At 66.6% G+C, this 25,939-nt stretch carries 28 protein-coding genes and 1 tRNA gene; 7 read left to right on the top strand and 22 right to left on the bottom strand.

The window, feature by feature from the left end; genetic code table 11:
* Positions 1–71 precede the first annotated feature (71 nt).
* The gene (gene leuA, locus WK25_RS13575; RefSeq protein ID WP_069241765.1) at positions 72–1,718 is read right to left on the bottom strand and encodes a 2-isopropylmalate synthase; all 1,647 of its coding nucleotides are present in this window, start codon (positions 1,716–1,718) and stop codon (positions 72–74) included.
* Between the two features lie 393 nt (positions 1,719–2,111).
* Positions 2,112–3,086 carry a DNA-binding protein YbiB gene (gene ybiB / locus WK25_RS13570; protein ID WP_040142044.1) on the bottom strand — a complete coding sequence of 325 codons (975 nt, stop codon included), beginning with the start codon at positions 3,084–3,086 and terminating at the stop codon, positions 2,112–2,114.
* A 209-nt stretch (positions 3,087–3,295) separates the two neighbouring features.
* Between ybiB and maiA the strand changes: the two genes are divergently transcribed.
* Entirely contained in the window at positions 3,296–3,940 is a 645-nt protein-coding gene (gene maiA / locus WK25_RS13565) for a maleylacetoacetate isomerase (RefSeq protein ID WP_069241764.1), read from the top strand.
* An 84-nt stretch (positions 3,941–4,024) separates the two neighbouring features.
* Here maiA and ftsY read toward each other — a convergent pair whose 3' ends face one another.
* Entirely contained in the window at positions 4,025–5,185 is a 1,161-nt protein-coding gene (ftsY, locus tag WK25_RS13560) for a signal recognition particle-docking protein FtsY (RefSeq protein ID WP_069241763.1), read from the bottom strand.
* A gap of 202 nt (positions 5,186–5,387) precedes the next feature.
* Between ftsY and rsmD the strand changes: the two genes are divergently transcribed.
* The 3 genes from rsmD to WK25_RS13545 all read left to right on the top strand — a co-directional run bounded on the left by rsmD (position 5,388) and on the right by WK25_RS13545 (position 6,937).
* Positions 5,388–6,002, top strand: coding sequence for a 16S rRNA (guanine(966)-N(2))-methyltransferase RsmD (gene rsmD / locus WK25_RS13555; protein ID WP_040142038.1), 615 nt, complete (start codon positions 5,388–5,390; stop codon positions 6,000–6,002).
* A gap of 111 nt (positions 6,003–6,113) precedes the next feature.
* Positions 6,114–6,611: a pantetheine-phosphate adenylyltransferase gene (coaD, locus tag WK25_RS13550; RefSeq protein ID WP_006398238.1), complete on the top strand. Its 498-nt coding sequence runs from the start codon at positions 6,114–6,116 to the stop codon at positions 6,609–6,611.
* A gap of 59 nt (positions 6,612–6,670) precedes the next feature.
* Positions 6,671–6,937 carry a YfhL family 4Fe-4S dicluster ferredoxin gene (locus tag WK25_RS13545; protein WP_040142035.1) on the top strand — a complete coding sequence of 89 codons (267 nt, stop codon included), beginning with the start codon at positions 6,671–6,673 and terminating at the stop codon, positions 6,935–6,937.
* Between the two features lie 114 nt (positions 6,938–7,051).
* On the opposite strand, the gene hisC is transcribed toward WK25_RS13545, so the two are convergent.
* The 3 genes from hisC to WK25_RS13530 form a co-directional block, all read right to left on the bottom strand.
* Complete coding sequence (gene hisC / locus WK25_RS13540) at positions 7,052–8,119, bottom strand: histidinol-phosphate transaminase (protein WP_069241762.1); 1,068 nt, start codon at positions 8,117–8,119, stop codon at positions 7,052–7,054.
* 129 nt (positions 8,120–8,248) lie between these two features.
* The gene (gene pth / locus WK25_RS13535) at positions 8,249–8,848 is read right to left on the bottom strand and encodes an aminoacyl-tRNA hydrolase (protein WP_040142032.1); all 600 of its coding nucleotides are present in this window, start codon (positions 8,846–8,848) and stop codon (positions 8,249–8,251) included.
* Positions 8,849–8,968: 120 nt separating this feature from the next.
* The gene (locus tag WK25_RS13530) at positions 8,969–9,523 is read right to left on the bottom strand and encodes a 50S ribosomal protein L25/general stress protein Ctc (protein WP_315854980.1); all 555 of its coding nucleotides are present in this window, start codon (positions 9,521–9,523) and stop codon (positions 8,969–8,971) included.
* Here WK25_RS13530 and WK25_RS32330 point away from each other — a divergent pair.
* Entirely contained in the window at positions 9,467–9,613 is a 147-nt protein-coding gene (locus WK25_RS32330; RefSeq protein ID WP_319000772.1) for a ribose-phosphate pyrophosphokinase, read from the top strand. The two genes, WK25_RS13530 and WK25_RS32330, sit on opposite strands and share 57 nt — an antisense overlap.
* 126 nt (positions 9,614–9,739) lie before the next feature.
* Here the strand turns inward: WK25_RS32330 and WK25_RS13525 are convergent, their stop codons facing one another.
* The 5 genes from WK25_RS13525 to WK25_RS13505 all read right to left on the bottom strand — a co-directional run bounded on the left by WK25_RS13525 (position 9,740) and on the right by WK25_RS13505 (position 14,226).
* Positions 9,740–10,702, bottom strand: a complete 963-nt coding sequence (locus WK25_RS13525) for a ribose-phosphate pyrophosphokinase (RefSeq protein ID WP_040142028.1) — start codon at positions 10,700–10,702, stop codon at positions 9,740–9,742.
* A gap of 44 nt (positions 10,703–10,746) precedes the next feature.
* Positions 10,747–10,823, bottom strand: a tRNA-Gln gene (locus WK25_RS13520).
* A gap of 53 nt (positions 10,824–10,876) precedes the next feature.
* A complete protein-coding gene (gene ispE, locus WK25_RS13515; protein ID WP_069241761.1) occupies positions 10,877–11,758 on the bottom strand; it encodes a 4-(cytidine 5'-diphospho)-2-C-methyl-D-erythritol kinase in 882 nt (293 codons plus the stop codon).
* A 27-nt stretch (positions 11,759–11,785) separates the two neighbouring features.
* Positions 11,786–12,403: a lipoprotein insertase outer membrane protein LolB gene (gene lolB, locus WK25_RS13510; RefSeq protein ID WP_040142024.1), complete on the bottom strand. Its 618-nt coding sequence runs from the start codon at positions 12,401–12,403 to the stop codon at positions 11,786–11,788.
* On the bottom strand, positions 12,403–14,226 hold the full coding sequence (locus tag WK25_RS13505) for a tetratricopeptide repeat protein (protein WP_069241760.1): 1,824 nt from the start codon (positions 14,224–14,226) through the stop codon (positions 12,403–12,405). The genes lolB and WK25_RS13505 overlap by 1 nt, the downstream gene beginning before the upstream one ends.
* Positions 14,227–14,593: 367 nt before the next feature.
* Between WK25_RS13505 and mutM the strand changes: the two genes are divergently transcribed.
* Positions 14,594–15,421 carry a bifunctional DNA-formamidopyrimidine glycosylase/DNA-(apurinic or apyrimidinic site) lyase gene (gene mutM, locus WK25_RS13500; RefSeq protein WP_040142018.1) on the top strand — a complete coding sequence of 276 codons (828 nt, stop codon included), beginning with the start codon at positions 14,594–14,596 and terminating at the stop codon, positions 15,419–15,421.
* Positions 15,422–15,457: 36 nt separating this feature from the next.
* Positions 15,458–16,564: an A/G-specific adenine glycosylase gene (mutY, locus tag WK25_RS13495; protein ID WP_040142016.1), complete on the top strand. Its 1,107-nt coding sequence runs from the start codon at positions 15,458–15,460 to the stop codon at positions 16,562–16,564.
* A gap of 120 nt (positions 16,565–16,684) precedes the next feature.
* On the opposite strand, the gene WK25_RS13490 is transcribed toward mutY, so the two are convergent.
* The 11 genes from WK25_RS13490 to kdsD form a co-directional block, all read right to left on the bottom strand.
* Positions 16,685–17,320, bottom strand: a complete 636-nt coding sequence (locus tag WK25_RS13490) for an LON peptidase substrate-binding domain-containing protein (RefSeq protein ID WP_040142014.1) — start codon at positions 17,318–17,320, stop codon at positions 16,685–16,687.
* A 27-nt stretch (positions 17,321–17,347) separates the two neighbouring features.
* Positions 17,348–18,256 (bottom strand): RNase adapter RapZ, encoded by a 909-nt coding sequence (gene rapZ, locus WK25_RS13485; RefSeq protein WP_040142012.1) that lies wholly within the window; start codon positions 18,254–18,256, stop codon positions 17,348–17,350.
* Positions 18,257–18,331: 75 nt separating this feature from the next.
* Positions 18,332–19,300: an HPr(Ser) kinase/phosphatase gene (hprK, locus tag WK25_RS13480; RefSeq protein ID WP_006483133.1), complete on the bottom strand. Its 969-nt coding sequence runs from the start codon at positions 19,298–19,300 to the stop codon at positions 18,332–18,334.
* 129 nt (positions 19,301–19,429) lie between these two features.
* Entirely contained in the window at positions 19,430–19,942 is a 513-nt protein-coding gene (locus WK25_RS13475; protein ID WP_040142010.1) for a PTS sugar transporter subunit IIA, read from the bottom strand.
* A gap of 196 nt (positions 19,943–20,138) precedes the next feature.
* Positions 20,139–20,498 carry a ribosome hibernation-promoting factor, HPF/YfiA family gene (gene hpf, locus WK25_RS13470; protein ID WP_006477786.1) on the bottom strand — a complete coding sequence of 120 codons (360 nt, stop codon included), beginning with the start codon at positions 20,496–20,498 and terminating at the stop codon, positions 20,139–20,141.
* 159 nt (positions 20,499–20,657) lie between these two features.
* Entirely contained in the window at positions 20,658–22,163 is a 1,506-nt protein-coding gene (locus WK25_RS13465; protein ID WP_040142008.1) for an RNA polymerase factor sigma-54, read from the bottom strand.
* A gap of 163 nt (positions 22,164–22,326) precedes the next feature.
* A complete protein-coding gene (gene lptB / locus WK25_RS13460) occupies positions 22,327–23,103 on the bottom strand; it encodes an LPS export ABC transporter ATP-binding protein (RefSeq protein ID WP_040142006.1) in 777 nt (258 codons plus the stop codon).
* On the bottom strand, positions 23,100–23,765 hold the full coding sequence (gene lptA / locus WK25_RS13455; protein ID WP_040142004.1) for a lipopolysaccharide transport periplasmic protein LptA: 666 nt from the start codon (positions 23,763–23,765) through the stop codon (positions 23,100–23,102). Before lptA ends, lptB begins: the two co-directional genes overlap by 4 nt.
* A 20-nt stretch (positions 23,766–23,785) precedes the next feature.
* Positions 23,786–24,400, bottom strand: a complete 615-nt coding sequence (gene lptC / locus WK25_RS13450; protein ID WP_040142002.1) for an LPS export ABC transporter periplasmic protein LptC — start codon at positions 24,398–24,400, stop codon at positions 23,786–23,788.
* 3 nt (positions 24,401–24,403) lie between these two features.
* Positions 24,404–24,940: a KdsC family phosphatase gene (locus tag WK25_RS13445; protein ID WP_069241759.1), complete on the bottom strand. Its 537-nt coding sequence runs from the start codon at positions 24,938–24,940 to the stop codon at positions 24,404–24,406.
* Positions 24,940–25,923, bottom strand: coding sequence for an arabinose 5-phosphate isomerase KdsD (gene kdsD / locus WK25_RS13440; RefSeq protein WP_069241758.1), 984 nt, complete (start codon positions 25,921–25,923; stop codon positions 24,940–24,942). The genes WK25_RS13445 and kdsD overlap by 1 nt, the downstream gene beginning before the upstream one ends.
* Positions 25,924–25,939: the final 16 nt, after the last annotated feature.

Raw genomic sequence — 25,939 nt, 5'->3', positions numbered from 1 at the left:
GCGGATCGCGCGGTGCACGGGCGGTCACACACCGCTCGCTGACATTCCGACCATGAAATGCAACTCGCCGGTCAGGCCGCCGCACGGCGGTCGGCGCAGTGCCAGGCCGAGCGGTTGATCGCGCTGACGACCGCATCGAGCGCTGCACTCGCCGGATCGTCGTGTACGCCCACGCCGTGGCGCAGCGGCGCATCGCCGATCCGGCAGCCGACCGACACCGCGATCCGGCCATCCGCCGTGCGCACGTGCTCGCACGATGCGACGTCGACCGTCGTGCCGGCTGCCGCCGCGAACGCCGCGGCCGCGCGCTGCACCGCGTCTTCGGGTGCGGTACCGGCCGGCGCCGCGCCCGCGATGTCGCGGTTCTGCCAGCGCGCGCCGTTGCCATGGCGTGACGCCGGCCCGTCGGCCTCGAAGAATTCGCGGGCGAACAGTGCGCAGATCGCATCGCCGGTCACTTCCTCGCCGGATGCGTCGGCGAGCGTCTGCACCGCATGGCTGAACTCGATCTGAACGCGGCGCGTCGGCGTGAAGCCCATCCCGCGCTCGAGCAGGAACGTCGCGCCGCCCTTGCCGGACTGGCTGTTGACGCGGATCACCGCATCGTAGCTGCGGCCGAGGTCGGCCGGGTCGATCGGCAGGTACGGCACTTCCCACACCGCATCGGGACGCTGCTGCGCGAAGCCCTTACGGATCGCGTCCTGGTGCGAGCCCGAGAATGCGGTGAACACGAGGTCGCCCGCGTACGGATGACGCGGATGCACCGGAATCTGGTTGCAGCGCTCGACAACGCGGCGCACCGCGTCGATGTCGGAGAAGTCGAGGCCCGGGTCGATGCCCTGCGTGTAGAGGTTCAGCGCGAGGGTCACGAGATCGACGTTGCCGGTGCGCTCACCGTTGCCGAACAGGCAGCCCTCGATCCGGTCGGCGCCCGCGAGCAGTGCGAGTTCGGCGGCCGCGACCGCGGTGCCGCGGTCGTTGTGCGGATGCACCGACAGCACGATGCTGTCGCGATACGCGAGGTTGCGGTCCATCCACTCGATCTGGTCGGCGAACACGTTCGGGCTCGCGGCTTCGACGGTCGCCGGCAGGTTGACGATCATCTTGCGCTCGCGTGTCGGCCGCCACATTTGCGCGACCGCGTCGCACACCTCGCGCGCGAACGTGAGTTCGGTCATGCTGAACGTTTCCGGCGAGTACTGGTAGGTCCAGTGCGTGTCCGGGCGAGCCGCCGCGTGCTCCTTGATCATGCGCGTGCCGTTCACCGCGAGCGCCTTGACGTCGTCCTTCGACATCCCGAACACGATGCGCCGGAACGACGGGCAGATCGCGTTGTACAGATGCACGATCGCGCGCGGCACGCCCTCGAGCGCGTCGAACGTGCGGGCGATCAGGTCTTCGCGCGACTGCACGAGCACTTCGATCGTCACGTCGTCGGGAATCCGCTTCTCGTCGATCAGCTTGCGGACGAAATCGAAGTCGGTTTGCGACGCCGACGGAAAACCGACTTCGATCTCCTTGAAACCGATCGCGACCAGCATGTCGAAGAATTCGAGCTTCTGCTCGATGCTCATCGGCTCGATCAGCGACTGGTTGCCATCGCGCAGGTCGGTGCTCATCCAGACCGGCGCGCGCTCGATGGTGCGGGTGGGCCAGCGGCGGCCGTTGATGCGGACGGGCTCGAACGGACGGTATTTGTCTTGCGGGTTGCGCTTCATCTTCTGGACCTCGGGTCTCAAGTCGCGAGCGAAGACGGGCGGCAAGGGCGACGGGTGGCGCTGCCTCGCACCGTGGCGCGGGAAACGCGCTGCGGGTGCGGATGATCTTCGCGAATCGGCCGCCGGATAGACGGACGAATGCTGACGACTTCGGGTTGTAAAAACTGCGAGAAGGGTGCTGCGAGGAACTGCTGGAGGGACCGTGCGGACAGCACACGGCGCTAAGACAGCCTTAGGCTAGTCGTAGCGATAGCGACCGCGCTAGGCGGCCGGAGGTAATTCGGAGGGTGTTCGGAAAGGAACGCATGGCGACAACTCTATGCCAGGATGCGTGCGCGTGTCAAATGGTCAGTCGGAAGGCCGGCGCGACAGATGCGCGGCGCGCGCGGCGGGTCACGCCGCAATCCGGACGATTCGCACGATCGTCTCGACCTGCCGCGCGAGCGTGTCCGGCACCGGAATTTCACCGCGCAGCACGGCGTCCGTCCACGCGGCCGTGGTTGCCGCGTCGCGCGACTCCGGCAGCGCGACGGGCGGCGCGTCGCTCGACGAGCGCTCGGCCTCGATCAGCGTATCGCACACGCCGTCGTGCAGCCAGTCGACCTGCACCTGACGCCGCGTATCGGCCACCGCCTCGCCTTCGGTGCCGCGCGCAAGCAGTGCGCCGCCGAGCGCGGCGTCCGGATGGTCGCGGAAGAGTGCCGCGAGGCTGTCGCGATAGGGTGGATGCGTGTAGTTGACGAGCCGCAGCCCGGCCGGCGCGAACGGCTGCAGAATCTTCACGAGCGTGTGGGTGGAATTGCGCACGCCGAGCACGCTGCGCAGTGCGAGCAGGCGCGCGATGCGCGGCGCGAGCGCGTCGATCGGCGCGAACGCGACGCGGCGTTCGGCAAGCGTGTCCTCGATCGCGTCGTGCGACGTCGACGGCGCGATCGACAGCGCGGCGAAAATTTCCGCGCTCGTCACGCGGCCCGGATCGCGTTCGACGCCGTGCACGAGCACCGGCACGCCTTCGCGCGCGAGCAGCAGCGCAAGCAGCGGCACCAGGTTCGGCTGCTTGCGCGCGCCGTTGTAGCTCGGAATCGATACCGGCCGGAACGCTGCGTCCTGCACGTGCACGGGTTCGAACGACGCCTGCGCGGCGGCCAGCATCGCGGCCAGTTCGTCGGCCGTTTCGCCCTTCAGGCGATACGCGATCAGGATCGCGCCGAGTTCGACGTCCGACACGCGCGCATCGAGCATCGCGCGATAGAGTTCGAACGTGTCTTCGGCGGATAGCGCGCGTGCGCCGTGCGGGCCGCGGCCGATTTCCTTGATGAAGCGGGCGCAAGGGAACGGCGAAGCTGCGAAATCGTGGGAAGCGGTCATCGGAGCGTGGGGCGGCGGCCGGCATCGGGCCGCACTGTGAGCGATCGGGAATGCCCCGAGTATCGCACGGGCGCGCCGCGGCCACGCGCGCCCCGCTCGTGTGCCGACGCGGCGCGCCGCGCTAAACTCGGGTTCCCGGCGGTGCGGCGCGCGCATGGCGGCTCTCCGTCCCCCGCCCGCCGGCCGAATATCACTACGAGAGACACCCGATGAAGCTCTACAGCTATTTCCGCAGTTCCGCGTCTTACCGCGTGCGGATCGCCCTGAATCTGAAGCAGCTGCCGTTCGACACGGTCCCGGTCCACATGCTGCGCGACGGCGGTGAGCAACTGAAGGACGCGTACCGCGCACTGAATCCCGACGCGGTCGTGCCGACGCTCGTCGACGGCGACGCGACGCTTCAGCAATCGCTCGCGATCATCGAATATCTCGAGGAAACGCACCCGGAGCCGGCGCTGCTGCCGAAGGACCCTGTCGATCGCGCGTACGTGCGCGCGATCGCGCTGCAGGTCGCATGCGAGATCCATCCGTTGAACAACCTGCGCGTGCTGAAGTACCTGAAGCACACGCTGCAGGTTCCGGAGGACGCGAAGAACGCGTGGTACCGGCACTGGATCGAGGCAGGCTTCGCGTCGCTGGAGACCCGCCTCGCGAACGATCCGCGCACCGGCAAGCTGTGCTTCGGCGACTCGCCGACGCTTGCCGATATCTGCATCGTGCCGCAGGTGTTCAATGCGAACCGCTTCTCGATCGACACGACGCGCTTCCCGACGATTCAGCGGATCGCCGATCATGCGTCGACGCTCGATGCATTCAAGGCCGCCGCGCCGGGTGTGCAACCCGACGCCGAGTGACGTTGCGGCCGCCGGCCGCACGGTGTGCGGCCGCGCATGAAAAAGGGCGCCCGAAAGCGCCCGTGACGATGCGGCAGGCGGTGTTCAGCCGAGCAGCGCGTCCGCGAATTCCAGGGCGCTGAACGGCTGCAGGTCCTCGACCTTCTCGCCGACGCCGATGAAGTACACCGGCACCGGGCGCTGCCGCGCGATCGCGGCGAGGATTCCGCCCTTCGCAGTGCCGTCGAGCTTCGTGACGATCAGCCCGGTGAGCCCGAGCGCGTCGTCGAATGCCTTCACTTGCGTAAGCGCGTTCTGTCCCGTGTTCGCGTCGATCACGAGCAGCACCTCGTGCGGCGCGCCGTCGTGCGCCTTCGAGATCACGCGCTTCACTTTCTTCAGCTCTTCCATCAGGTGCAGCTGCGTCGGCAGGCGGCCGGCCGTGTCGGCCATCATCACGTCAATCTTGCGCGCGCGCGCGGCGCTCACCGCATCGAAGATCACCGCGGCCGGGTCGCCGCTTTCCTGCTGGACTACCGTCACGTTGTTGCGCTCGCCCCAGACCGCCAGTTGCTCGCGCGCGGCTGCCCGGAACGTGTCGCCCGCGGCCAGCAGCACCGATTGGTCGAAGCTCTGCAGGTGCTTCGCGAGCTTGCCGATGCTGGTGGTCTTGCCCGCGCCGTTCACGCCCGTGATCATCATCACGAGCGGCTGCGCGCGGCCGAGCATCAGCGACTTCTCGAGCGGTTTCAGCAGTTCGACGAGCAGGTCGTGCAGCGCCCCCTTCACTTGCTGCGGATCGGTCAGCCGGCCCGCGCGCACCTTCTCGCGCAACGCGCCGAGCAGATACTCGGTCGCGTCGACGCCGGCATCGGACATCAGCAGCGCCGCCTCGAGTTCTTCATACAGATCCTCGTCGATCTTCGTGTTGACGAACACGCCGGTGATGCTCGAGCCCGTCTTTGCGAGCCCCGACTTCAGGCGCTCGAGCCACGATTTCTTCGCCGATGCGTCCTGCGTCGGCGGCGGCACGATCTCGACCGTCTCGACGACGTCGTCGCTGCCGTCGTTGGCCGGCGTGACCGTCATCACGACGGCGGGCGCGGCCGGTTGCGGTTGCGCGGGCGTTTGCGGTGCGTCGGCCGCCGGGCGGGGCTCGGCAACGGGCGCGTCGGCCGGCGCGGCCGATTGCTGCGCATTGGCCGATTGCGATTCCGCGGAGTCGGACTCCTGCGTTTTCTTGAACCGTTTGAAGAAGCTGAACATGGTCTGACGTCGGGAAGAGGGCGGGGCGCCGCGAGGGCGGAGCGCCGGAGTGGCCGTCGCGTGTGCGCACGACGGCCGAAACCGTGCATTTTATCAGTGCGGCGCGGCACTCGCGTCAGCCGGCGCCGCCGCTGTGGTAACGTGCGCGTGTTTGGCGGTGCGCCCCCGTGCGCACCCGGTCCCTCCGTCGTCGATACTCCGTATGTCCCGTTCCTCTTCCGGCCGCCCGGCGGCCTCCGCCAGCCGCGGCAAGCCGCACACGATCCGCATCATCGGCGGTGACTGGAAACGCACGCCGCTCGCCGTGCTCGATCTCGACGGCCTGCGCCCGACACCCGATCGCGTGCGCGAGACGTTGTTCAACTGGCTCGGCCAGGAACTCGACGGGCAGCGCTGCCTCGACCTGTTCGCCGGCACCGGCGCGCTCGGCTTCGAGGCCGCGTCGCGCGGCGCGGCGAGCGTCGTGATGGTCGAACGCCACCCGCGCGCCGCGCAGCAGTTGCGCGCGATCAAGGACAAGCTCGGCGCGCGTTCGGTCGAAGTCGCGGAAGCCGACGCGCTGCGGCTCGCGGCCGGGCTGACGCCAGGCGCGTTCGACGTCGTGTTCCTCGATCCGCCGTTCGGCGAGCCGGCCGTGCTCGAGCGCGCGCTCGCGCTCGCGGCGCCGCTCGTCGCGCCCGATGGCGCGCTGTACGTCGAAACGGGCGCCGAGCTGGAACCGGGCGCTCACGACGCGCTGGCCGGCTGGCAGGTGGTGAAGCACGGCAAGGCCGGTGCGGTTCACTATCATTTGCTGCGGCGCGAAAATGATGAATAATGCGCGTTCCATACGAGGCGGCGCGCCGCAACGGCGACGCACGCCCATCTCGGCAGCGGCGTGCGCGTCGCACGGCTGCCACCCCGATTGCGTGATGACAGGAGGAGCGACATGGTAGTCGCCGTGTATCCCGGTACGTTCGATCCGCTGACCCGCGGGCACGAAGACCTCGTGCGGCGTGCGTCGAGCATTTTTGATACGCTGGTGGTCGGTGTCGCCGACAGCCGCGCGAAGAAGCCGTTCTTCTCGCTCGAAGAACGTCTGAAGATTGCGAACGAGGTGCTCGGCCATTATCCGAACGTGAAGGTGATGGGCTTCAAGGGTCTGCTGAAGGACTTCGTCCGCACCAATAACGCGCGCGTGATCGTGCGCGGCCTGCGCGCCGTGTCCGATTTCGAATATGAGTTCCAGATGGCGGGGATGAACCGCTACCTGCTGCCCGACGTCGAGACGATGTTCATGACGCCGTCCGATCAGTACCAGTTCATCTCGGGGACGATCGTGCGCGAGATCGCGCAGCTGGGCGGCGATGTCAGCAAGTTCGTGTTCCCGTCCGTCGAGAAGTGGCTGACCGAGAAAGTCGCTGCGATGGGAGGCCCGGCCGCGTGACGCGGCGCCGGCCGGTTTCGATCCGAAGCCGGCCGCTGGCCTTAAGAAGTGAGATCAGTATGGCTTTGATGATTACCGACGAGTGCATCAATTGCGACGTATGCGAGCCCGAGTGCCCGAACGGCGCGATTTCGATGGGCCCGGATATCTACGTGATCGACCCGAAGAAATGCACCGAGTGCGTCGGTCATTTCGACGAACCGCAGTGCCAGCAGGTGTGCCCGGTCGAATGCATTCCGCGCGATCCGCAGCATGACGAATCGCACGCGCAGTTGATGGAGAAGTATCACGCGTTGATCGCCGCGAAGGGCGACGACGCGCAGTGACCGTGCGGTGACGCCGCAGGTGTCACGACGTCATGGTTTCCTCGGCCGGCGCCGTTCGGCGCCGGTTTCGCTACAGCTGTGACTACAGCCGTAGCTGCCTCTTCCGCTATCGTTTCAGCCGAGCACGTCGCGCAATGCCGCGACGAGCGCGTCGCATTCGGCGTCGGTGCCGACGGTGATGCGCAAGTGCTGGTCGATGCGCGGCGCGCGGAAGTGCCGCACGAAAATTTCCCGCTCCTTCAGCTTCGCCGCGATCGCCGCGGCATCGTGCGCGGGGTGGCGCGCGAACACGAAATTCGCAGCCGACGGCACGACGTCGAAACCCAGCGTTTGCAGCGCATGCGTGAGCCGCGCACGGCTGTCGATCACGCGGCGGCAGGTCGCGCCGAAGTAGTCGGTGTCTTCGTACGCCGCCTGTGCGGCCGCCTGTGCGAGCCGGTCGAGCGGATAGGAATTGAAGCTGTCCTTCACACGATTGAGCGCGTCGATCAATGCCGCATCGCCGAACGCGAAACCGACGCGCATCCCGGCGAGCGAGCGCGCCTTCGACGTCGTGTGTACGACGAGCAGGTTCGGATGGCGGTCGATCAGCGCGATCGCCGATTCGGCGCCGAAATCGACGTACGCTTCGTCGATCAGCACGACCGACGACGGGTTCGCGGCCGCGATGCGCTCGATGTCCGCGAGCGGCAGCGCGCGGCCGGTCGGCGCATTCGGGTTCGGGAACAGTACGCAGCCGGCGTCGTCGAGATAGTCTTCGACCCGGATCGAGAAATCGTCCGCGAGCGGCACGATCGTCGTCTCGACGCCGTACAGGCGCGCGTAGGTCGGATAGAAGCTGTACGAGATGTCGGGAAAGCGTAGCGGCCGGTCATGCTTGAGCAGCGCCTGGAACGCGTGCGCAAGCACCTCGTCGGAACCGTTGCCGACGAAAACCTGCTCGGGCTTGATCCGATGATGGGCCGCAACCGTCTCGCGCAGTGCGCGCGCGAGCGGGTCGGGATAGCGGCGCAGCGAGTCGCCGGTATTGCCGAGTTCGCGTGCGATCGCCGCGACGACGCGCGGCGAAGGCGGATAGGGATTCTCGTTGGTGTTCAGCTTGACGGGGTGCGCGAGCGCGGGCTGTTCGCCCGGCACGTAAGGCACGAGTTGCTGAACGACGTCGCTCCAGTAACGGCTCACCGCTTGGCTCCTGACGGGCAAAAAACGACCAGATTACCGCATGTCGGCGTTGCAGTGCGCAGTTGCGCGGCACGGCGAGGCCGCGCGTGACGGCCGGGCGGTCCGCTGCCGCATGCCGTTGCGGGCGGATCAGTTGCGATGCAACTGCATCGTCGCGCGGTCGAGCTCACCCTTGACGACCATCGGCATCACCGCGAGCGCGCGTTCGATCGACGCGTCGATCACCTCCTGCTCCTCGCGGCGCGGCGGCTTCAGCACGAAATTCGCGACGTCCGGTTTCGCGCCGGCGCGTGCGCCTTCCGGGATCAGGTCGCGCGGATGACCGATGCCGATGCGCAGCCGCCAGTACTGCTGCGACGACAGGTGTGCCGAGATGTCCTTCAGACCGTTGTGCCCGCCGCTGCCGCCGCCGAGCTTGAGCTTCACGGTGCCGGGCGGCAGATCCAGTTCGTCATGCGCGACGAGAATCTGGTCGGGCAGGATCTTGAAGAAACTCGCTAGCGCGACCACGGATTGGCCCGAGCGGTTCATGTACGTCTGCGGTTCGAGCAGATGGACTTCCTCGCCGTGCAGCCGGGCTTTCGCGTAGAAGCCGTGGAAGCGGCGCTCGTCGCGCAGCGTCGCGCCGGCTTCGCGGGCAAGCTGGTCGATCAGCCAGAAGCCGGCGTTGTGGCGCGTCGCGGTGTATTCCGCCCCGGGATTGCCGAGGCCGACGATCAGTTTGATCATGACGTTTCGTAGGCGGCAGCGGCCGCCTGGGCGCAGAAAAAGAAAAACCCGCCGGGCAAGCCGCGGCGGGTTGCGTCGACCGTTTTCGTGAAACGGATCGAATGGCGTGTAGGCAGCCGCTTACGCAGCCGGCGTTTCGCCTTCGCCTGCTGCGTCCGACACGGCGCCAGCCGGGACCGTCGCCGATGCGACGACCGGGTTTTCCGCGTCGACGTGCGCGACCAGCGTCACGCCCTTCGGCAGTGCGATGTCCTTCGCGTGCACCGACTGACCTGCTTCGATCTTCGACAGATCGACTTCGAGGAATTCCGGCAGAGCCGACGGCAGGCACTCGACTTCGATTTCCGTCGCGACGTGCGAGACGATTGCGCTCGACAGCTTCACTGCCGGGCTGACTTCGGCGTTCAGGAAGTGCAGCGGCACCTTCGTGTGCAGCTTCTTCTTCGCGTCGACGCGCTGGAAGTCAACGTGCAGCACGAGTTGCTTGAACGGATGGTATTGCACGTCGCGCAGCAGAACCTGTTGCGACTGGCCAGCGATTTCCAGGTCGAGGATCGACGAGTGGAAGGCTTCCTTCTTCAGTGCGTGCCACAGCGCGTTGTGATCCAGTTCGATCTTTTGCGGGGCTGCTTCGCCACCGTAGACGATACCCGTGGTCTTACCGGCGTTGCGCAGGCGGCGGCTCGCACCCGTACCTTGCTGTTGGCGCTCGAAAGCGACGACTTTCATGTGATTCTCCGATTGCTGCCCGCGACCAGGCAGTAAAACGGGGCCGGCGAAATGGCGGCCCCCGATGAAACGAACGGGGTTTCGTCTATCCCGTCCGATTGTGCAAAAAGCGAAGCGTTGCCGCTTCGCTTTCCGCGCATGCTAAATCGTATCGTTCCGCGATCAGGATTCCGCGAACAGCGACATCACCGAGTCGCCGCGGCGGATCCGCGAGAACGTTTCTGCCAGCAGGCTCGCGCTCGTCAGCGAGCGGATCTTCGAGCAGGCCAGCGATTCGGCCGACAGCGGGATCGTATCGGTGACGACCAGCTCGTCGAGTGCCGACGCGGCGATACGCTCGGCGGCGCCACCCGACAGAACCGGGTGCGTCGCGTACGCGAACACCTGTTTCGCGCCACGATCCTTCAGCACTTGCGCGGCCTTGCAGAGCGTGCCGGCCGTATCGACCATGTCGTCCATGATCACGCAGGTGCGGCCTTCAACTTCACCGATGATGTTCATCACTTCGGCGACGTTCGCCTTCGGGCGACGCTTGTCGATGATCGCGAGATCGCAGTTCAGCTGCTTCGCGAGTGCCCGGGCGCGAACCACGCCACCGACGTCCGGCGACACGACGAGCAGATCCGAATAGTTCTGCTTGCGCAGGTCGCCCAGCAGGATCGGCGTTGCGTAGATGTTGTCGACGGGGATGTCGAAGAAGCCTTGAATCTGGTCGGCGTGCAGATCCATCGTGATGATCCGCTCGACGCCGGCGATTTCCAGCATGTTCGCGATGACCTTCGCCGAGATCGCAACACGCGCGGAGCGCGGGCGACGGTCTTGACGGGCATAGCCGAAGTAGGGGATGGCGGCGGTGATCCGGCCGGCGGACGCACGCTTGAGCGCGTCGACCATGATCATCAGTTCCATCAGGTTGTCGTTCGTCGGCGCGCACGTGGATTGCAGGACGAAGACGTCCTTGCCGCGCACGTTTTCCTGGATCTCGACCTGGATCTCGCCGTCGGAGAAACGGCTGACCATTGCTTTGCCGAGGGGGATACCAAGGATATTGACGACTTCCTGGGCCAGCGCGGGATTCGCGTTGCCAGTAAAGACCATCAGGCCATCATGGCTGTGGCTGCTCATCGTGCACCTGCTTCAGGCTTAGGCGGGAAATGCGGGAAAATTTTTGGCAGGGGAGGAAGGACTCGAACCCTCGCATGCCGGAATCAAAATCCGGTGCCTTGACCAACTTGGCGACTCCCCTACACTTAACTGATAACTTCACCGGACACGTAGGCCATCCGGCAAAGCAAAACTTCATGACGCGAAAGCGAAGAGCGGATGCTCGTTCAGGCTTTCGGCAACTGCACCGTTCCAACCGGTGGGCAGCTTGGCTTTCGCCGCTTCTGCCTCGTGCTTGCTGGGAAATGCTGCAAACGCGCTAGCTCCGGAGCCGGTCATCCTCGCGGGGGTCACATTATACAACCATTTGACCACCTGCGCAACTTCCGCGTACTTACTTGTCACAACTTGCTGCATATCGTTCCGGCCGAAGCTGTCTGGCCATCCCGCATCGCTGTTTTGCCGTGCAAGAAAGTCAGCAATTGTGACTGGCTTTGTGTCCCTTGTCAACAACTCATCTGAAAAAATTTCAGCGGTTGGGACATGAACTCGCGGCGTCACAACCAGGAACCAGCGAGTCGGCAATTCTACCTCAGCTAATTCCTCTCCGATACCCTCTGCGAACGCATTTTTTCCAAAAACAAAAAACGGAACGTCGGCGCCGAGTTTTACCGCGAGCGATTGCAATTCCGCGCGCGGCAAGTCGAGTTGCCACAGACGGTTCAGCGCGAGCAGCGTCGTGGCCGCGTCGGAGCTCCCGCCCCCAAGGCCCGCGCCCATCGGCAGGCGCTTGTCGATTTCGATGTCTACGCCGGCCGCAGCGCCCGTATGCGCTTTCAGCAGATTGGCCGCGCGCACGACGAGATCGCTTTGTTCGGGTACGCCGGGCACGTCGGTGACGCGTGCGACGCGGCCGTCGTCGCGCAGCGTGAAGTGCAGCGTGTCGCCCCAGTTCAGCAGCTGGAACACGCTTTGCAGATCGTGATAGCCATTCGGCCGGCGGCCGGTGATGTGCAGGAACAGGTTGAGTTTCGCGGGCGCGAGGCAGTTGCGCAGCGAGCGGGTCGAATCGGTCATGCGTAGGTCGGAGCTAGGTTCGCGTGCTTACTGGTCGAGCACGAGCTTGATGTCGAGCGGCGGCGTTGCGCGCACGAGGTTCACACGTTTGACACCGGTGGCCGGTGCGTCCGCGTAGGCGAGGTAGTCGATCGTCCAGCCGTCCTGGCGGATCTGCTTCACGCGCGTCGCGTCGGCGGGGTCGCGTACCGTCTGCGCGGGCGTCGCCGGGGCCGCCGTCGGCAGCAGCCAGTAGCGCAGGCCGGCCAGCGGCAGCGAGAAGCCGAGCGTGTTCTGCATCAGTTCGCCGACGTCCGTCGCGTATTGCGGTTGGCGGTTCGGCAATTCGAGCGACGCGGCCTGCGGCGTCGATTTGACGACCGCAAGCGTCTGCCCGAGCGGGCTGCGCAGTTCGAGTGACACGTCGTCCCCCTGTTCCTGCCAGTCGAAGTTGCCGTACACGTTCTGTTGCCGGCCAAAGCGGTCGTTGTACTGCACCGCGAAGCGGCCGTGATAGGCGTGCGTCGCGGCCGTCTGCAGCACGGCGCCCGGCGCATTCGCCGACGGCGGCGTGCTCGCGCAGCCGGCGAGCGCGAGCGCAGCGCCGGCCGCCGCCAGCGCGCGCCGCGCACGGGAAGACAGGAGAGGCATCGGGAGCATCCGCATCAAAGGCCGTTGATCTGCAAGCGCTTCAGCGTCTGCACGAGCGTTTCGTTGTCGGGCTCGAGCTTCTGCGCGGCACGCCACGCGGTGCGCGCGTCGTCCTGCGCGCCGCTCTTCCACAGCACCTCGCCCAGGTGCGCGCCGATCTCGGCATTCGGCTGCAATTCGTACGCACGCCGCAGCACCTTCGCCGCGCCCGCCGAATCGCCCATCCGGTACTTCACCCAGCCGAGGCTGTCCATGATGTACGCGTCGTTGGGCGCGAGCGACAGCGCCTTGTCGATCAGCTTGCTGGCCTCGGGCAGGCGCTGGTTGCGATCGGCGAGCGAATAGCCGAGCGCGTTGTATGCCTGCGGGTTGTCCGGCTGCGTGCGGATCAGCTCGCGCAGCTGCTTTTCCATCGTCGCGTAGTGGCCCGTCTTTTCCGCCGCCATCGCGTAGTCGTAGCGCAGGTCCGGATCGTCCGGGAAGTCCTCGACCGCGCGACCGAGCCGCGCCTCGGCTTCCGAATAGCGTTTCGCGCTGAACAGGATCGACGCATCGGTGCGCGCGACGACGGCCGCGTCGCGCGGATCGCTGATCGGCAGATCGTCGAGCACCTTGCGCGCCTCGTCTGTCTTGCCCTGCTTCTGCAGCAGCTGCGCACGCGTGATCTGCGCCGGCAGGTAGTGCTGGCTCGTCTGGTCGACCTTGTCGAGCCACTGCGACGCCTGCGCGTCGTTGCCCTGTTCGATCGCGATCTGCGCAAGGTAGATGTAGCCCTGGCCGACGTCGAGGTTCGGCTGCTTGTCGCCGAGCTGCACGTACTGCTTCAGGTACGCGCTCGCGTCGTCGAGCTTTTTCTGCTGGATCTTGATCAGCGCGAGCGCCATCAGCGGCGTCGGATCTTTCGCATCGAGCTTGCGCATCGTCTCGAACTGCTTCTGCGCGTCGTCGAGGCGATCGTCGGCGAGATAGAGCTGCGACAGCGCGAGCCGTGCGTCGCGCGACTTCGGATTCTGCTGAACATATTTCTCGAATGACACGATGCCGGCAGCGCGCTCCGCAGGCCCCATCTGCGACAGCATCAGTGCTGCCGGCAGGTAGTCGGGGCGAATCTGCAGCGCCTGTTTCAGCGACTGTGCGGCGCCTTCCTTGTCGTCGACCGCCAGTTGCTGCCGCGCGATCGCGAGGTGCGCCTCCGGGCGGTTCATGTCGTTCTTCAGCATGTCCTTCAGCACCGCGAGGCCGCCGACGCGGTCGGAGCCGCGCACCAGCAGCGCCTGCAGCGCGAGGATCGCGGGGCCGCGCGTTTCGCCCGTCGCGCGGGCCAGCTCGCGCGCGAGCATCGGCTGCGCATCGGCCGGCTTGCCGGCGAGCACGAGCAGCGCGGCGTCGACTTGCGATGCGCGGTTCGAATCGGGTGCGTACTGGCGCCACAGATTGGCTGCGGACAGCGCATCGGCCGGGCTTTGCGCGCCGAGCGCGATCTCGGTCGCACGCTGCGCCATGCGCGGGTCGCGCGTGTCGCGGGCAAGCGCGAGATAGGTCTGGTACGCGGGTGCCGGCTGGTTGCGCTGGAGCGCGACCTCCGCGGCGAGCACCTGATAGACGATCTGGCTCGTCAGCGGGACGCCCGGGAGATCCTTTTTCTCGTCCGACATGACGTGTTCGAACGCGCCCTGCGGCTCCGTGTCGTCCGATGCCGGACCTTGCGCGTGAGCCGGGAGGGCGGTGAGGGTCCAGGCGGCGAACAGCGCTGCGCCGAGCGCACGGCGGACCGGGAAGGCACGCGCGCCGCACGCAGCGGCGGGGCGCTTCAGAAGCATCTTCGAGGGCAGGGTCATGGAAATCCGTTCGGTGTTTCAACCGATTGTAACGCGCTCGCTACAATACACGCACGATCGTGGTAGGGTCCGTTTACATATGGAACGCACATGCGAATGCCCGAAATCGCCTGCATGGCAAGAAGCGACGAGCGTCGTTTGGCGAACCGAACAAGCGCCGAGCGACGCCGCGATGCGGGCGATTTCGGGCATTCCCCCGACATAAACTTCTCGATTCGGGGTTGCCGCGGGAACGACCGCTCGCCGCGTGGCGCTCCGTGCGAGTACGTCAGTATTCGCGGCGTCGCGCGTCTCGCGAGCGGCCGTTCTCGCGGCAACGCATGCGCGTTCCGTACGTAAACAGATCCTCGTCTCAGACCCGCAAAACATGCCAGAGTTGCCAGAAGTCGAAGTCACGCGCAGGGGCATCGCGCCCTTTGTCGCGGGCCGCCGCGTCGAGCGTGTCGACGTCCGCACCGCAATGCTGCGCTGGCCGGTGCCGGCCGGACTCGCCGAGCAATTGCGCGCACGCGAGGTGCTCGCCGTCGAGCGTCGCGGCAAGTACCTGCTGTTCGAGGTCGACGCCGGCTGGTTCATCGTCCATCTCGGGATGACGGGCACGCTGCGCGTGCTGCCCGCGGCCGGCGTGCCGGTTGCCGCGAAACACGATCACATCGACTGGATCTTCGACGAATTCGTGCTGCGGTTCCGCGATCCGCGCCGTTTCGGCGCGGTGCTGTGGCACCCGCGCGAAGCGGGCGACGTGCACGCGCATCCGCTGCTCGCAAGCCTCGGCGTCGAGCCGTTCTCGTCCGCGTTCACCGGTGCGCTCCTGCATGCACGCACGCGCGGCCGCACGGTATCGGTCAAGCAGGCGCTCCTCGCCGGCGACATGGTTGTCGGCGTCGGCAATATCTATGCATCGGAGAGCCTGTTTCGCGCCGGCATCCGGCCGACGACCGCCGCCGGCAAGGTTTCGCTGCCGCGCTACGAGCGGCTCGCCGACGCAGTGCGCGCGACGCTCGCCGATGCGATCGAGCGCGGCGGCAGCACGTTGCGCGATTTCGTCGGCAGCAACGGCGAAAGCGGCTATTTCCAGCTCGACTGCTTCGTCTATGACCGCGCCGGACTGCCTTGCCGCGTGTGCGGCACGCCGATCCGTCAGATCGTGCAGGGTCAGCGTTCGACCTATTTCTGCCCGACCTGCCAGCGTTGAGTTCGGCGCTGCAACCTTTTACAAAGATTCGAACACTTGAAGCCGCCCCGCATCGCCCCCGCTCCGTTTCCCGTCACGCCGCTGCATCGTTCGTTCTCCACGCGCCTGATCGCGTGGCAGCGCGAGCACGGCCGCCACGACCTGCCGTGGCAGAACACCCGTGATCCATACCGGATCTGGTTGTCGGAAATCATGCTGCAGCAGACCCAGGTCTCGACCGTCATTCCGTATTACACGCGCTTTCTCGAGCGCTTTCCCGACGTCGCCGCGCTTGCGGCCGCGCCGGCCGACGACGTGATGGCGCTATGGGCCGGCCTCGGCTATTACTCGCGCGCACGCAACCTGCACCGCTGCGCGCAGGTGGTTGCTGCCGAGCATGGCGGCGTATTCCCGTCGACGCCTGACGCGCTCGCGGAACTGCCGGGCATCGGCCGCTCGACGGCAGCGGCGATCGCATCGTTCGCGTACGGAGCGCGCGCGACGATCCTCGACGGCAACGTGAAGCGCGTGCTCGCGCGGGTGTTCGGCATCGAAGGTTTTCCGGGCGAGAAGCGGGTCGAGAACGACATGTGGGCGCTGGCCGAATCGCTGCTGCCGGATGCCGCGAACGCAGCCGACGTCAGCGCGTATACGCAGGGGTTGATGGATCTCGGCGCGACGCTGTGCGTGCGCGGCAAGCCGGATTGCGCGCGTTGCCCGTTCGCGGGCGACTGCGTCGCGCAGTCCACGGGCCGGCAGCGCGAACTGCCGGCCGCACGGCCGAAGAAGGCCGTGCCCACGCGCAAGACCTGGATGCTGGTGCTGCGCGACGGCGACGCGGTGCTGCTCGAGCGGCGCCCGCCAGCTGGCATCTGGGGCGGGCTGTGGTGCCTGCCGCAAGCCGACGGCGATGCGGCACTGGCCGAACTCGCGCGCGGCTTCGGCGGCGGCGGCCCGGTGCCGCTCGCGGCGTTTACGCATACGTTCACGCATTTCCGGCTCGAGATCGAGCCGCGGCTGAGCGACCTGAAGAACGACGGCACGCCGCCCGCGCGCGCGCAAGACGCCGAGACCGCGTGGGTGCCGCTCGCCGCGCTCGACGCGTATGGCGTGCCGGCCCCCGTGCGCAAGCTGCTCGATGCGTTGAGCGGGCCGCTGCTGTAACGAAACGGGAAGCGGGGCGCGCTCACGCGAATGCAGCGCGGCCCAAGCGTGTTTTGCCGCTCGAACGGAGCAACCGAGCACCCGGACGATGCCGGTGCGACGCGAAGCAACAGCGGGCGCCTACAGCCACCCGTGCCGGTCAAGGACGTGGTGCACGGCATCGATCCGCGCACCGACGTCGGGAAACTCCATCAGCTTCTGCCGTGCGCGCAGGTCGAGCGGCAGAAGCTCGGCAAGCCGGTTCGACACCCAGCTCGGATCGTCGAGACGGAACGGTTCGATGAACGGCATCTTGTCGGGTTCGCTCTTCTTCAGCGCTTCGATGATCCGCTCGAGCACCTCCGCGCACGAGCCGAATTGCGCGAGCGCCTGTTCCCCTTCCAGCGGAATATCGTCGGGCAGCGGCTCGGCGATGCCGACCAGCAGCCCGTTCGCTTCGACGCGATACGACAGCAGCTCGAATCGCTGCGTGCCGACCGCCTGCAGATACAGCATCCCGAATTCGCCGGTGTCGCACTCGGTGATGCGCGCCATGCAGCCGATGGTCTCGGGCACCGACACGGCGCCGTCCTGCGCGACTTCCGGGCCGCTCTTCAGCAGGCATACGCCGAACGGCGCATCGTCGCGCAGGCATGCGCGGCACATGTCGAGATAGCGCGCCTCGAACACCTTGAGCGGCAGCCAGCCACCTGGAAACAGCACCGTGTGCAGCGGGAACAGCGGCAAGTCGATCAGGGTCGTCGATAGGGTAGACATGGCGCGCCGGCGAGAGGGCGGGTGTCGCTAAGGTCGGTCGACCTCGGTGACGAGCCGCGACGACGCGTCGACATCCACGGGCGCGTCACGATGCCGCACGATCACGTTCGCATCGTGCGCGAGGCGCGCGGCGAGCGTTTCCGCGATGAACACCGAGCGATGCTGGCCGCCCGTGCAGCCGATGGCGACGGTCAGGTAGCTGCGGTTGTCTTCGCGAAAGTGCGGCAGCCATTTCATCAGGAACGCATGGATGTCGTCGATCATCTGGTGGACGATCGGCAGTGCGTCCAGAAACGCGATGACCGGCTGGTCGAGCCCGGTGAGCGGGCGCAGCTCATGGTCATAGTACGGATTCGGCAGCGCGCGCACGTCGAACATCAGGTCGGCGTCGAGCGGCACGCCGCGCTTGAAGCCGAACGACTCGAACATCACCATCAAGTCGTTGTTCTTCTGCTCGATGAAGCGCTTGACCCAAGTGCGCAGCACGTTCGCGCGCAGCGTGCTCGTATCGATCTGATGACCGAATTCGGCGAGCGGCGCGACGAGTTCGCGTTCGCGCTCGATCGCTTCCTCGAGCGACGACAGCAGCCCGACGTTCGCGTCGTGCGACGGCGAACCGGACAACGGGTGGCGCCGGCGCGTTTCGGAGAAGCGCTGGATCAGCGCCTGCGTGCTCGCGTTGAGGAACAGCACGCGGACATCGTGCTCGAGCGACAGCGCGCGAATCAGGCCGGGCATTTCGTCGAGCGACGCGCTCGACCGCGCATCGATCGCGACCGCGAGCCGATGCTGGCCGCCCTCGGCAAGATAGCGGGCAAGTTCGGGCAGCACGTGCGGCGGCAGGTTGTCGACGCAGTAGTAGCCTGCGTCCTCGAGCGCGTTCAGCGCGACGGACTTGCCAGAGCCGGAGATGCCGGTGATGAGGACGATGCGCATGGGAAGCAGAGAATCCTGACGTTTCATCATAGCACCGGCTCGACGCGTCGGCGCTGCGAGGCCGGCGCGGGAAAGTTACACGAGCTTGCCGGGGAACTGACTGTCGGGATCCTGCATCGCGAGCCGTTGCCGATCCATGAAGTCGCGCAACGTGTCGATGCCGCGCAACTGCAGGATCGTGTTGCGTACGGCCGCCTCGACGAGCACCGCGAGGTTGCGACCGGCCGCCACCTGGATCGTGACCTTGCTGATCGGCAAACCGAGCACGTCGACCGTCTGGCTTTCGAGCGGCAGCCGCTGGAATTCGCCGTCCGGGCGGCGCACGAGCTGGACGATCAGCTTCAGCTTCATTTTCCGGCGCACCGCGGTTTCACCGAAGATCGTCTTGATGTCGAGCAGGCCGAGGCCGCGCACTTCGAGCAGGTTCTGCAGCAACGGCGGGCAGCGGCCTTCGACGAAATCGGGGCCAAGTCGGACGAAGTCGACCGCGTCGTCGGCGACGAGGCCGTGGCCACGGCTGATGAGTTCGAGGCCGAGCTCGCTCTTGCCGAGCCCGGAGTCGCCGGTAAGCAGCACGCCCATCCCGAGGATGTCGAGGAACACGCCGTGCAGCGTCGCGCGCGGCGCGAGAATGCGGGACATGTAGAGCCGCAGGCTGTCGATTACCGCGGCGGCCGACATCGGCGTCGTAAACAGCGGGGTAGACGAGCGCGTGCAGCGCAGCACCAGCTCGGGCGGCGCGGCGGCGCCGCCGGCGACGACGAGAAACGGCGGCTCGAGCGCGATCAGCTCGGCCATGTGGCGCGAACGGTCTTCGTCGGTCTGCCGCTGGTAGTAGTCGATTTCGGCTTCGCCGAGCACCTGGATCCGGTTCGGGTGGATCAGGTTCAGGTGGCCGACGAGGTCGGCACTCGACGTTGCATTGCCGACGGTGTCGGCCGAGAAACCGCGCTCCCAGCCTTCATGCCCCGTCAGCCAGCTCAGCTTCAGCGTGGCCGCGTTGTCGTCGAAGATGCTCTGGGCGTTGATGCTGGACGTATCCATGACTCTCGTCACTCCATTGAGCCGGTGCATGCGCGCGGCGACGGGCGTCGCCATGCCGGACCGGCGCCGGGCGGCCCTGGATGGCGGCGCGTGCCGCCTCGTTCGGGAAAATAATCCGCCCGGATCAACTCAAGGTTGCCACTGAGTGAGCAGGCGATGCAACTCGGCGATATCCGTTTCGTTGTGCAGACGCTCGCGCGCGTCGCGATCGGACAGCAGTTGCGCGATTTCCGACAGGATTTCGAGGTGCTGCTGGGTGGCTTGCTCGGGGACGAGCAGGAAAATCAGGAGACCGACCGGCTGGCCGTCGGGTGCTTCGAACGGGATCGCGTCCGCAAGCCGCACGAACGCGGCGAGCGGGTGCTTGAGCCCCTTGATGCGCCCGTGCGGAATCGCGACGCCTTCGCCGAGCCCGGTCGAGCCGAGGCGCTCGCGCGCGAACAGGTTGTCCGTGACGGTGCTGCGGGCGATGCCGTTCTGATTCTCGAAGATCAGCCCGGCTTGTTCGAAGACGCGTTTCTTGCTGGTGACGGAGAGGTCGATGACGACGTTCTCTATGGGCAGGATTTTGGCTAGGCGATTCATGTTGACAGGCGATTGGGCGGCCTGGGGTCTCCTTGCGGCGGCAGACTGATCTTCCATGTTCGGCGATGTCGAGGCGTTCGGCACGGGAGGCCAGCAACGCAGCGATGGCACCCGATGCCCCCCGGCGATAACCGGGACATTATAGAGCACAGCCGCGCGCGTGGCGCAGCACGGACGGACCGGTCGCACCACGGCCGCGCGGACCCAAAAAAAACGCCCGGCGAACCGGGCGGCGTGCGTATTGCGTTGACCGTTATTGCGGCGGCAATTCGATCTGGTCGATCGACGGCTGCAGCTTGATCGGGTCGTGCGCATGGGTTTGCAGACGTTCCATGTGCTTGACGACCTGGCGATCCAGCTTGTCGATCAGCAGATCGATCGCAGCGTACAGGTTGCCGTTTGCGCTTTCGACGAAGATGTCCTTGCCCTTCAGGTGCAGATTGATTTCTGCGCGCTGCTGCTTGTCCTTTTCCTTGTGGTTGTCGACCGAGAGGATCACAGTGCCATCGATCACCTGATCGCTATGGCGTAGCACCCGGTCCAGCTTGGTGATCACGTATTCGCGAATTGCAGGCGTGACTTCCAGATGATGTCCACTGATCTTCAGGTTCATAGTGCTTCTCCAAGCGAGTGACCACCCGGCCGCATCGAGGCGGCGCTCCGGTCGACTTGCCCGCGCCGCACGCGGCGGCGGAATCGCGGACAGGTCGCCCGGCCTGTTCCCCGTGTGCGCGGTGGCCGGAACACGCCTGCCGCCGGGCAGGCAGCAGGCTTAAAGAGACTTGCGCAGATTCACTGCCGGGATCTTGAGGGCTTCGCGATACTTGGCAACCGTGCGGCGCGCGACCACGAAACCCTGTTCTGCCAGCAGCTCGGCAATGCGGCTGTCCGAAAGTGGCGATTTTGGGTCTTCAGCTCCTATCAGTTGCTTGATCAGGGCTCGGATGGCGGTCGACGATGCGGCGCCTCCGGTGTCGGTCGAAACGTGTGATCCGAAGAAGTACTTAAATTCGAGCGTCCCGAACGGGGTCAGCATGTACTTGCCGGTTGTCACACGGCTGACAGTCGACTCGTGTAGGCCCAGCGTATCAGCTATTTCCCGCAAAACCAAGGGGCGCATGGCAATTTCACCGTGCGCAAAGAAATTCTTTTGACGCTCGACAATCGCCTGCGCGACACGCAGGATCGTGTCGAATCGCTGCTGGATATTCTTGATCAGCCACCGTGCCTCCTGCAGCTGCTGTTTCAGCGAACCGGCCGCCGGATCGCCGCGGCTGTTGCGCAGGATGTTCGCGTAGAGGTTGTTGATCCGCAGGCGCGGCATCACCTCCGGATTGAGTTCCGCGAGCCAGCCCTGGCCGGCCTTCTTCACGATGATGTCGGGCACGACGTAGTCGGCCTCGGCCTTGCCGTATGCAGCGCCCGGGAACGGCTCGAGCGAGCGGATCAGCGCATGCGCGTCGCGCAGTGCGTCGTCGGTCGCCTTCAGGTGCTTGCGCAGCCGCGTGAAGTCGCGCGCGGCGAGCAGTTCGAGATGCTGCGACACGATTTCCAGCGCGAGCGTCCGAGTCGGGGACGGATCAAGGCGCAGCAGCTGCAGCTTCAGGCATTCGGACGCCGAGCGGGCACCGACTCCGGGCGGGTCGAAACTATGCAGCAGCGCGAGCGCGGCATTCAGCTCGTCGCCGTCGATCTCCAGTTCCGGCGGGAGGTCGGCGAGCACCTCGTCGAGCGACGCCGTCAGGTAGCCGTCGTCGTCGAGCGATTCGATCAGGAACATCACGAGTGCGCGGTCGCGCGGGCTGGCCTGCGTGACGCGCAATTGCGCGGACAAGTGGTCGCGCAGCGACGTCGCCGCTTCCTGCACCTGCAGCGGCGGGAGGTCGTCGTCGTCCGATGCGCCGCTCGAACGGCCGAATTCGTCGAGATTCCACTGCGGGCCGTCGCCGGCGTCGCCGGACGCGTAGCCGTCGTATTCGTCGGCGCCGGCAGGTTCGTCGCGTTCGGCGCGATCGCTTGACTGGGTGCTGCCGTTGGACGCGCTCGGTTCGGCATTCTGGCCGGCAGGCGTCTGCGCGATCAGCGATCCGTCCGCGGCGACCCGCAGCGGACTCGCGATCCATTCGTCATCGTTCTCGAGCAGCGGATTCTGCGCGACGGCCATCGCGACTTCCTGCTGCAGTTCGAGCGTCGACAGCTGCAGCAGCCGGATCGACTGCTGAAGTTGCGGGGTCAGCGCTAGATGTTGCGACAGGCGGAGTTGAAGGCTGGCTTTCATGGCAATGAGGGAGTCATACCGGCAGTTTGCCACGACCCAGGCGCATTGAGCCATCCGCGATTACGCGCGGCGCGGCGCCCGGCCGCGCACAGGCCGCCGCGCGACGCGTGCGCGCGCCACCGCACGGCGATGCCGCGCAGGCGGCAGCCAGCGAAGAGGGGAGTTACATGCGGAAGTGTTCGCCGAGGTACACGCGGCGCACGCTTTCGTTTTCGATGATTTCGCTCGGCGCGCCGGCGGCGAGCACCGAACCGTCGCTGATGATGTACGCGTGGTCGCAGATGCCGAGCGTTTCGCGCACGTTGTGATCGGTAATCAACACGCCGATATTGCGCTGCTTCAGGAACTTGACGATCTTCTGGATCTCGAGCACCGCGATCGGATCGACGCCGGCGAACGGTTCGTCGAGCAGGATGAAGCTCGGATTCGTTGCGAGCGCGCGCGCGATTTCCACGCGGCGGCGTTCGCCGCCCGACAGCGACAGCGCCGGGTTCTCGCGCAGATGGCCGATCTGCAGTTCGTCCAGCAGCGCCTCGGTGCGCGACGCGATCGCGTCCTTCGACAGCCGCTTGCCATCTTCGCCGTGCTGCAACTCGAGCACCGCACGGATGTTTTCCTCGACGGTCAGCTTGCGGAACACCGAAGCTTCCTGCGGCAGGTACGACAACCCGAGCGACGCGCGCTTGTGGATCGGCAGCAGGCTGATCGAGCTGCCGTTCAGCGAGATCTCGCCCGCATCGAGCGGCACGAGGCCGACGATCATGTAGAACGACGTCGTCTTGCCGGCGCCGTTCGGGCCGAGCAGGCCGACGACTTCGCCGCTCTTCACGTCTAACGACACGTCTTTCACGACGGTGCGCGAGCCGTAGCGCTTCTTCAGGTTGCGGACGACGAGCGAGCTCGTGGTGCCGGCCGGCTGGCGGTTCGGGAGCGCGTTCATTGACCCGGCGCTCCCTGGATCGTGGTCGACGGCGACAGCTTCGCCGGCGCGCCGTTCAGCGGCCCGGCGCCGCCGTTCTTCGGCGACAGCATCGCGCGCACACGGCCGTTCGGGTTACCCGGCGCCGCGACGTCCTTGCCGCCCTTCGCGGTGTAGAAGTCGTGCTGGCCGTCGTACGTGATCACGCTGCCGTGCACGGTGTCGGCGATCGTCGACGTGCCCTGCAGGCGGCGCACGGTCGCGGCGGTCGTCAGCGTCGTCAGGTCCTGCTTGCCGTCGTAGTCGATGCGCTCGGCGTCGCCGTCGATGTATTCGTCGAGGCCCTCGCGCTTCTGGCGGAACGTCGCGTGCTTCTTGCCGCTGCCGAACGACGTCGCGTACTGATAGCCTTCCGGATCCTGGCGCACTTCGACGCGATCGCCCTTGATGATGATCGTGCCCTTCGTGATCACGACGTTGCCGGTCGCGACGGTCACCTGCTTCAAGTCGTCGTAGGTCAGGTTGTCGGCCTCGACGTTGATCGGCTTGTTCTGGTCGGCCTTCTCGGCATGGGCGAGCGGCGCCAGCCCGACCAGCGGGAGCGCCACGAGCGTCGCGGCGAGCGCGGCGCGGACGGCGCGCGCAGCGCCGCCGGAATTCTGTCGAGGGAACGGTTCGTTCATGCAGTCACGTGAGGGATGCGTCACTTCGGTTGGCCTTTCGAGCCGCCGGACGTGTCCGCCGCGGCGATCGTGCCGCGCACGTTGCCGTAAAGCTCGATGACCCGGGTGACGTTGTTGTACTTCATGCCGTCGGTCGCGTTGACGAGCGACAGGCCGCGCTGAAGTTTAACCGGCTTTTCGGTCTGGATCACATCGTCATTGACGAAGATCCGGAAATGCTGGGAATCGGCCTGCATCTGCGGATCGCCGCCGCCGGCCATGCGCACGATGCGCGCGTCGTCGTACAGATCGACGATCGTCACGTCGCCGTTGACCGTGCCGCGCTTCGCGGTGGTCGTCACGACGGGCTTGCCGGGCTGGAACGCGCGCATGGCCGGATCGGTCAGGTCGCTGCTCTCCGTGTCTTCGTAATGGATCAGCTTCGCGGCGGTGAGCCGGTACTGCGTCGTGCCGGTCTGGTCGAGTTCGGTGACCGAGAAGTTGTCGGCGAAATAGTCGGGCGTGTGGCGCTTCGGCTGCGCGGCGCCCTCGCCGGGCGGCGGCAGCGTCGCCTGCAGCAGCCACCATGTGATGCCCGCGAGCGCGGCCACCGCGACGAGCGGCAGCAGTTGGGTCCAGCGAAAATGCGTGTTCATCCGTCAGGCTCCGCAGGCAGCCGCGAGCAGCGCATCGTAGCGGCGCTGCGCGCGCAGGATCGCGTCGCACACCTCCCGCACCGCGCCGTGACCGCCGCGGGCCTCTGCCACCCAGTGCGCGCGGGCGATCACCTCGGGGTGCGCGTTGGCAGGCGCGGCCGCGAAGCCACAGCGCAGCATCACCGGCAGGTCGGGCCAGTCGTCGCCCATGTAGCCGCACGCGTCGGCGCCGATGCCGAGCGATGCGATCAGATCGGCGAACACGGCGAGCTTGTTCTCGACGCCCTGGAACATGTGCGCGATCTTCATTTCCTTCGCGCGCGCCGCGACGATGTCCGAGCGGCGGCCGGTGATGATCGCGGTCGCGATGCCGGCCTCGCCGAGCAGCTTCACGCCATGGCCGTCGAGCGAATTGAACGATTTCATCGCGTCGCCGGCCGCCGTAAACAGCAGGCCGCCGTCGGTCAGCACGCCGTCGACGTCGAAAATCATCAGCTTCACGCGGCTCGCGCGTTCGGCCGCTGTCAGCGCTGCGCTCATCAGATCACCTTCTTCGAAAACAGGTCGTGCATGTTGAGCGCGCCGATCAGCGCGCCGTCCGCATCGACCACGAGCATCTGGTTGATCCGGTGGCGCTCCATCAGTTCCACGGCTTCGACCGCGAGCTGGTCCGGGCCGATCGTGCGCGGTGCGCGCGTCATCACGTCGGCGATCGGCAGCGTGCGGAAATCGCCTTCGCGCGCGAGCACGCGGCGCAGGTCGCCGTCGGTGAAGATGCCGGCCACGCGGCCGTCGGCCCCGATCACGGCGGTCATGCCCATCCGCTTCGCGGTGATCTGGAACAGCGCATCGGATAGCGTCGCGTCGAGCCCGACGCGCGGCACGTCGTCGCCCGACCGCATCACGTCGCGCACGTGCGTGAGCAGGCGGCGGCCGAGCGCGCCGCCCGGATGCGAGCGCGCGAAGTCCTCGGAACCGAAGCCGCGCGCGTCGAGCACCGCGACCGCGAGCGCATCGCCGAGCGCGAGCGCGGCGGTCGTGCTCGCGGTGGGCGCGAGGTTCAGCGGGCACGCTTCCTTCGAGACCGCGGCGTTCAGGTTCACGTCGGCGAGGGTGCCGAGGCTCGATTCCGCACGGCCCGTGATCGCGATCAGCTTCGCGCCGATGCGCTTGACGAGCGGCAGGATTGCGACGAGTTCTTCCGACTCGCCGGAGTACGAGATGCCGATGAAGACGTCGTCGGAGGTGACCATGCCGAGGTCGCCGTGGCTGGCCTCCGCAGGATGGACGAAGAAGGCCGGCGTGCCGGTGCTTGCCAGCGTCGCCGCGATCTTGCGGGCGATATGCCCCGATTTGCCGATGCCGGATACCACGACGCGCCCGCGGCAGCCGAGCAGCAGCGCAACGGCGTGGACGAAGTCGCCGTCGAGCTGGTCGCGCAGCGCGCGCACGGCGTCCGCCTCGATGTCGAGCACGTCGCGGGCGAGCGCGAGCGCCCGATCATCATTGATTTTCGCTATCATGCGCGGAGTATAGCAA

It is taken from the genome of Burkholderia latens (genome assembly GCF_001718795.1).
GTDB lineage: Bacteria > Pseudomonadota > Gammaproteobacteria > Burkholderiales > Burkholderiaceae > Burkholderia > Burkholderia latens_A.
The sequence above is the reverse complement of the archived record's forward strand: the minus strand, read 5'-3'. Positions and strand labels throughout refer to the sequence as shown.

Excerpts from the sequence above, each read along its gene's own strand:
- leuA (WP_069241765.1), bottom strand. The coding sequence starts at position 1,718 with ATGAAGCGCAACCCGCAAGACAAATACCGTCCGTTCGAGCCCGTCCGC.
- ybiB (WP_040142044.1), bottom strand. The coding sequence starts at position 3,086 with ATGACCGCTTCCCACGATTTCGCAGCTTCGCCGTTCCCTTGCGCCCGC.
- maiA (WP_069241764.1), top strand. The coding sequence starts at position 3,296 with ATGAAGCTCTACAGCTATTTCCGCAGTTCCGCGTCTTACCGCGTGCGG.
- ftsY (WP_069241763.1), bottom strand. The coding sequence starts at position 5,185 with ATGTTCAGCTTCTTCAAACGGTTCAAGAAAACGCAGGAGTCCGACTCC.
- rsmD (WP_040142038.1), top strand. The coding sequence starts at position 5,388 with ATGTCCCGTTCCTCTTCCGGCCGCCCGGCGGCCTCCGCCAGCCGCGGC.
- coaD (WP_006398238.1), top strand. The coding sequence starts at position 6,114 with ATGGTAGTCGCCGTGTATCCCGGTACGTTCGATCCGCTGACCCGCGGG.
- WK25_RS13545 (WP_040142035.1), top strand. The coding sequence starts at position 6,671 with ATGGCTTTGATGATTACCGACGAGTGCATCAATTGCGACGTATGCGAG.
- pth (WP_040142032.1), bottom strand. The coding sequence starts at position 8,848 with ATGATCAAACTGATCGTCGGCCTCGGCAATCCCGGGGCGGAATACACC.
- WK25_RS13525 (WP_040142028.1), bottom strand. The coding sequence starts at position 10,702 with ATGAGCAGCCACAGCCATGATGGCCTGATGGTCTTTACTGGCAACGCG.
- ispE (WP_069241761.1), bottom strand. The coding sequence starts at position 11,758 with ATGACCGATTCGACCCGCTCGCTGCGCAACTGCCTCGCGCCCGCGAAA.
- lolB (WP_040142024.1), bottom strand. The coding sequence starts at position 12,403 with ATGCGGATGCTCCCGATGCCTCTCCTGTCTTCCCGTGCGCGGCGCGCG.
- WK25_RS13505 (WP_069241760.1), bottom strand. The coding sequence starts at position 14,226 with ATGACCCTGCCCTCGAAGATGCTTCTGAAGCGCCCCGCCGCTGCGTGC.
- mutM (WP_040142018.1), top strand. The coding sequence starts at position 14,594 with ATGCCAGAGTTGCCAGAAGTCGAAGTCACGCGCAGGGGCATCGCGCCC.
- WK25_RS13490 (WP_040142014.1), bottom strand. The coding sequence starts at position 17,320 with ATGTCTACCCTATCGACGACCCTGATCGACTTGCCGCTGTTCCCGCTG.
- rapZ (WP_040142012.1), bottom strand. The coding sequence starts at position 18,256 with ATGCGCATCGTCCTCATCACCGGCATCTCCGGCTCTGGCAAGTCCGTC.
- hprK (WP_006483133.1), bottom strand. The coding sequence starts at position 19,300 with ATGGATACGTCCAGCATCAACGCCCAGAGCATCTTCGACGACAACGCG.
- WK25_RS13475 (WP_040142010.1), bottom strand. The coding sequence starts at position 19,942 with ATGGAAGATCAGTCTGCCGCCGCAAGGAGACCCCAGGCCGCCCAATCG.
- hpf (WP_006477786.1), bottom strand. The coding sequence starts at position 20,498 with ATGAACCTGAAGATCAGTGGACATCATCTGGAAGTCACGCCTGCAATT.
- WK25_RS13465 (WP_040142008.1), bottom strand. The coding sequence starts at position 22,163 with ATGAAAGCCAGCCTTCAACTCCGCCTGTCGCAACATCTAGCGCTGACC.
- lptB (WP_040142006.1), bottom strand. The coding sequence starts at position 23,103 with ATGAACGCGCTCCCGAACCGCCAGCCGGCCGGCACCACGAGCTCGCTC.
- lptA (WP_040142004.1), bottom strand. The coding sequence starts at position 23,765 with ATGAACGAACCGTTCCCTCGACAGAATTCCGGCGGCGCTGCGCGCGCC.
- lptC (WP_040142002.1), bottom strand. The coding sequence starts at position 24,400 with ATGAACACGCATTTTCGCTGGACCCAACTGCTGCCGCTCGTCGCGGTG.
- WK25_RS13445 (WP_069241759.1), bottom strand. The coding sequence starts at position 24,940 with ATGAGCGCAGCGCTGACAGCGGCCGAACGCGCGAGCCGCGTGAAGCTG.
- kdsD (WP_069241758.1), bottom strand. The coding sequence starts at position 25,923 with ATGATAGCGAAAATCAATGATGATCGGGCGCTCGCGCTCGCCCGCGAC.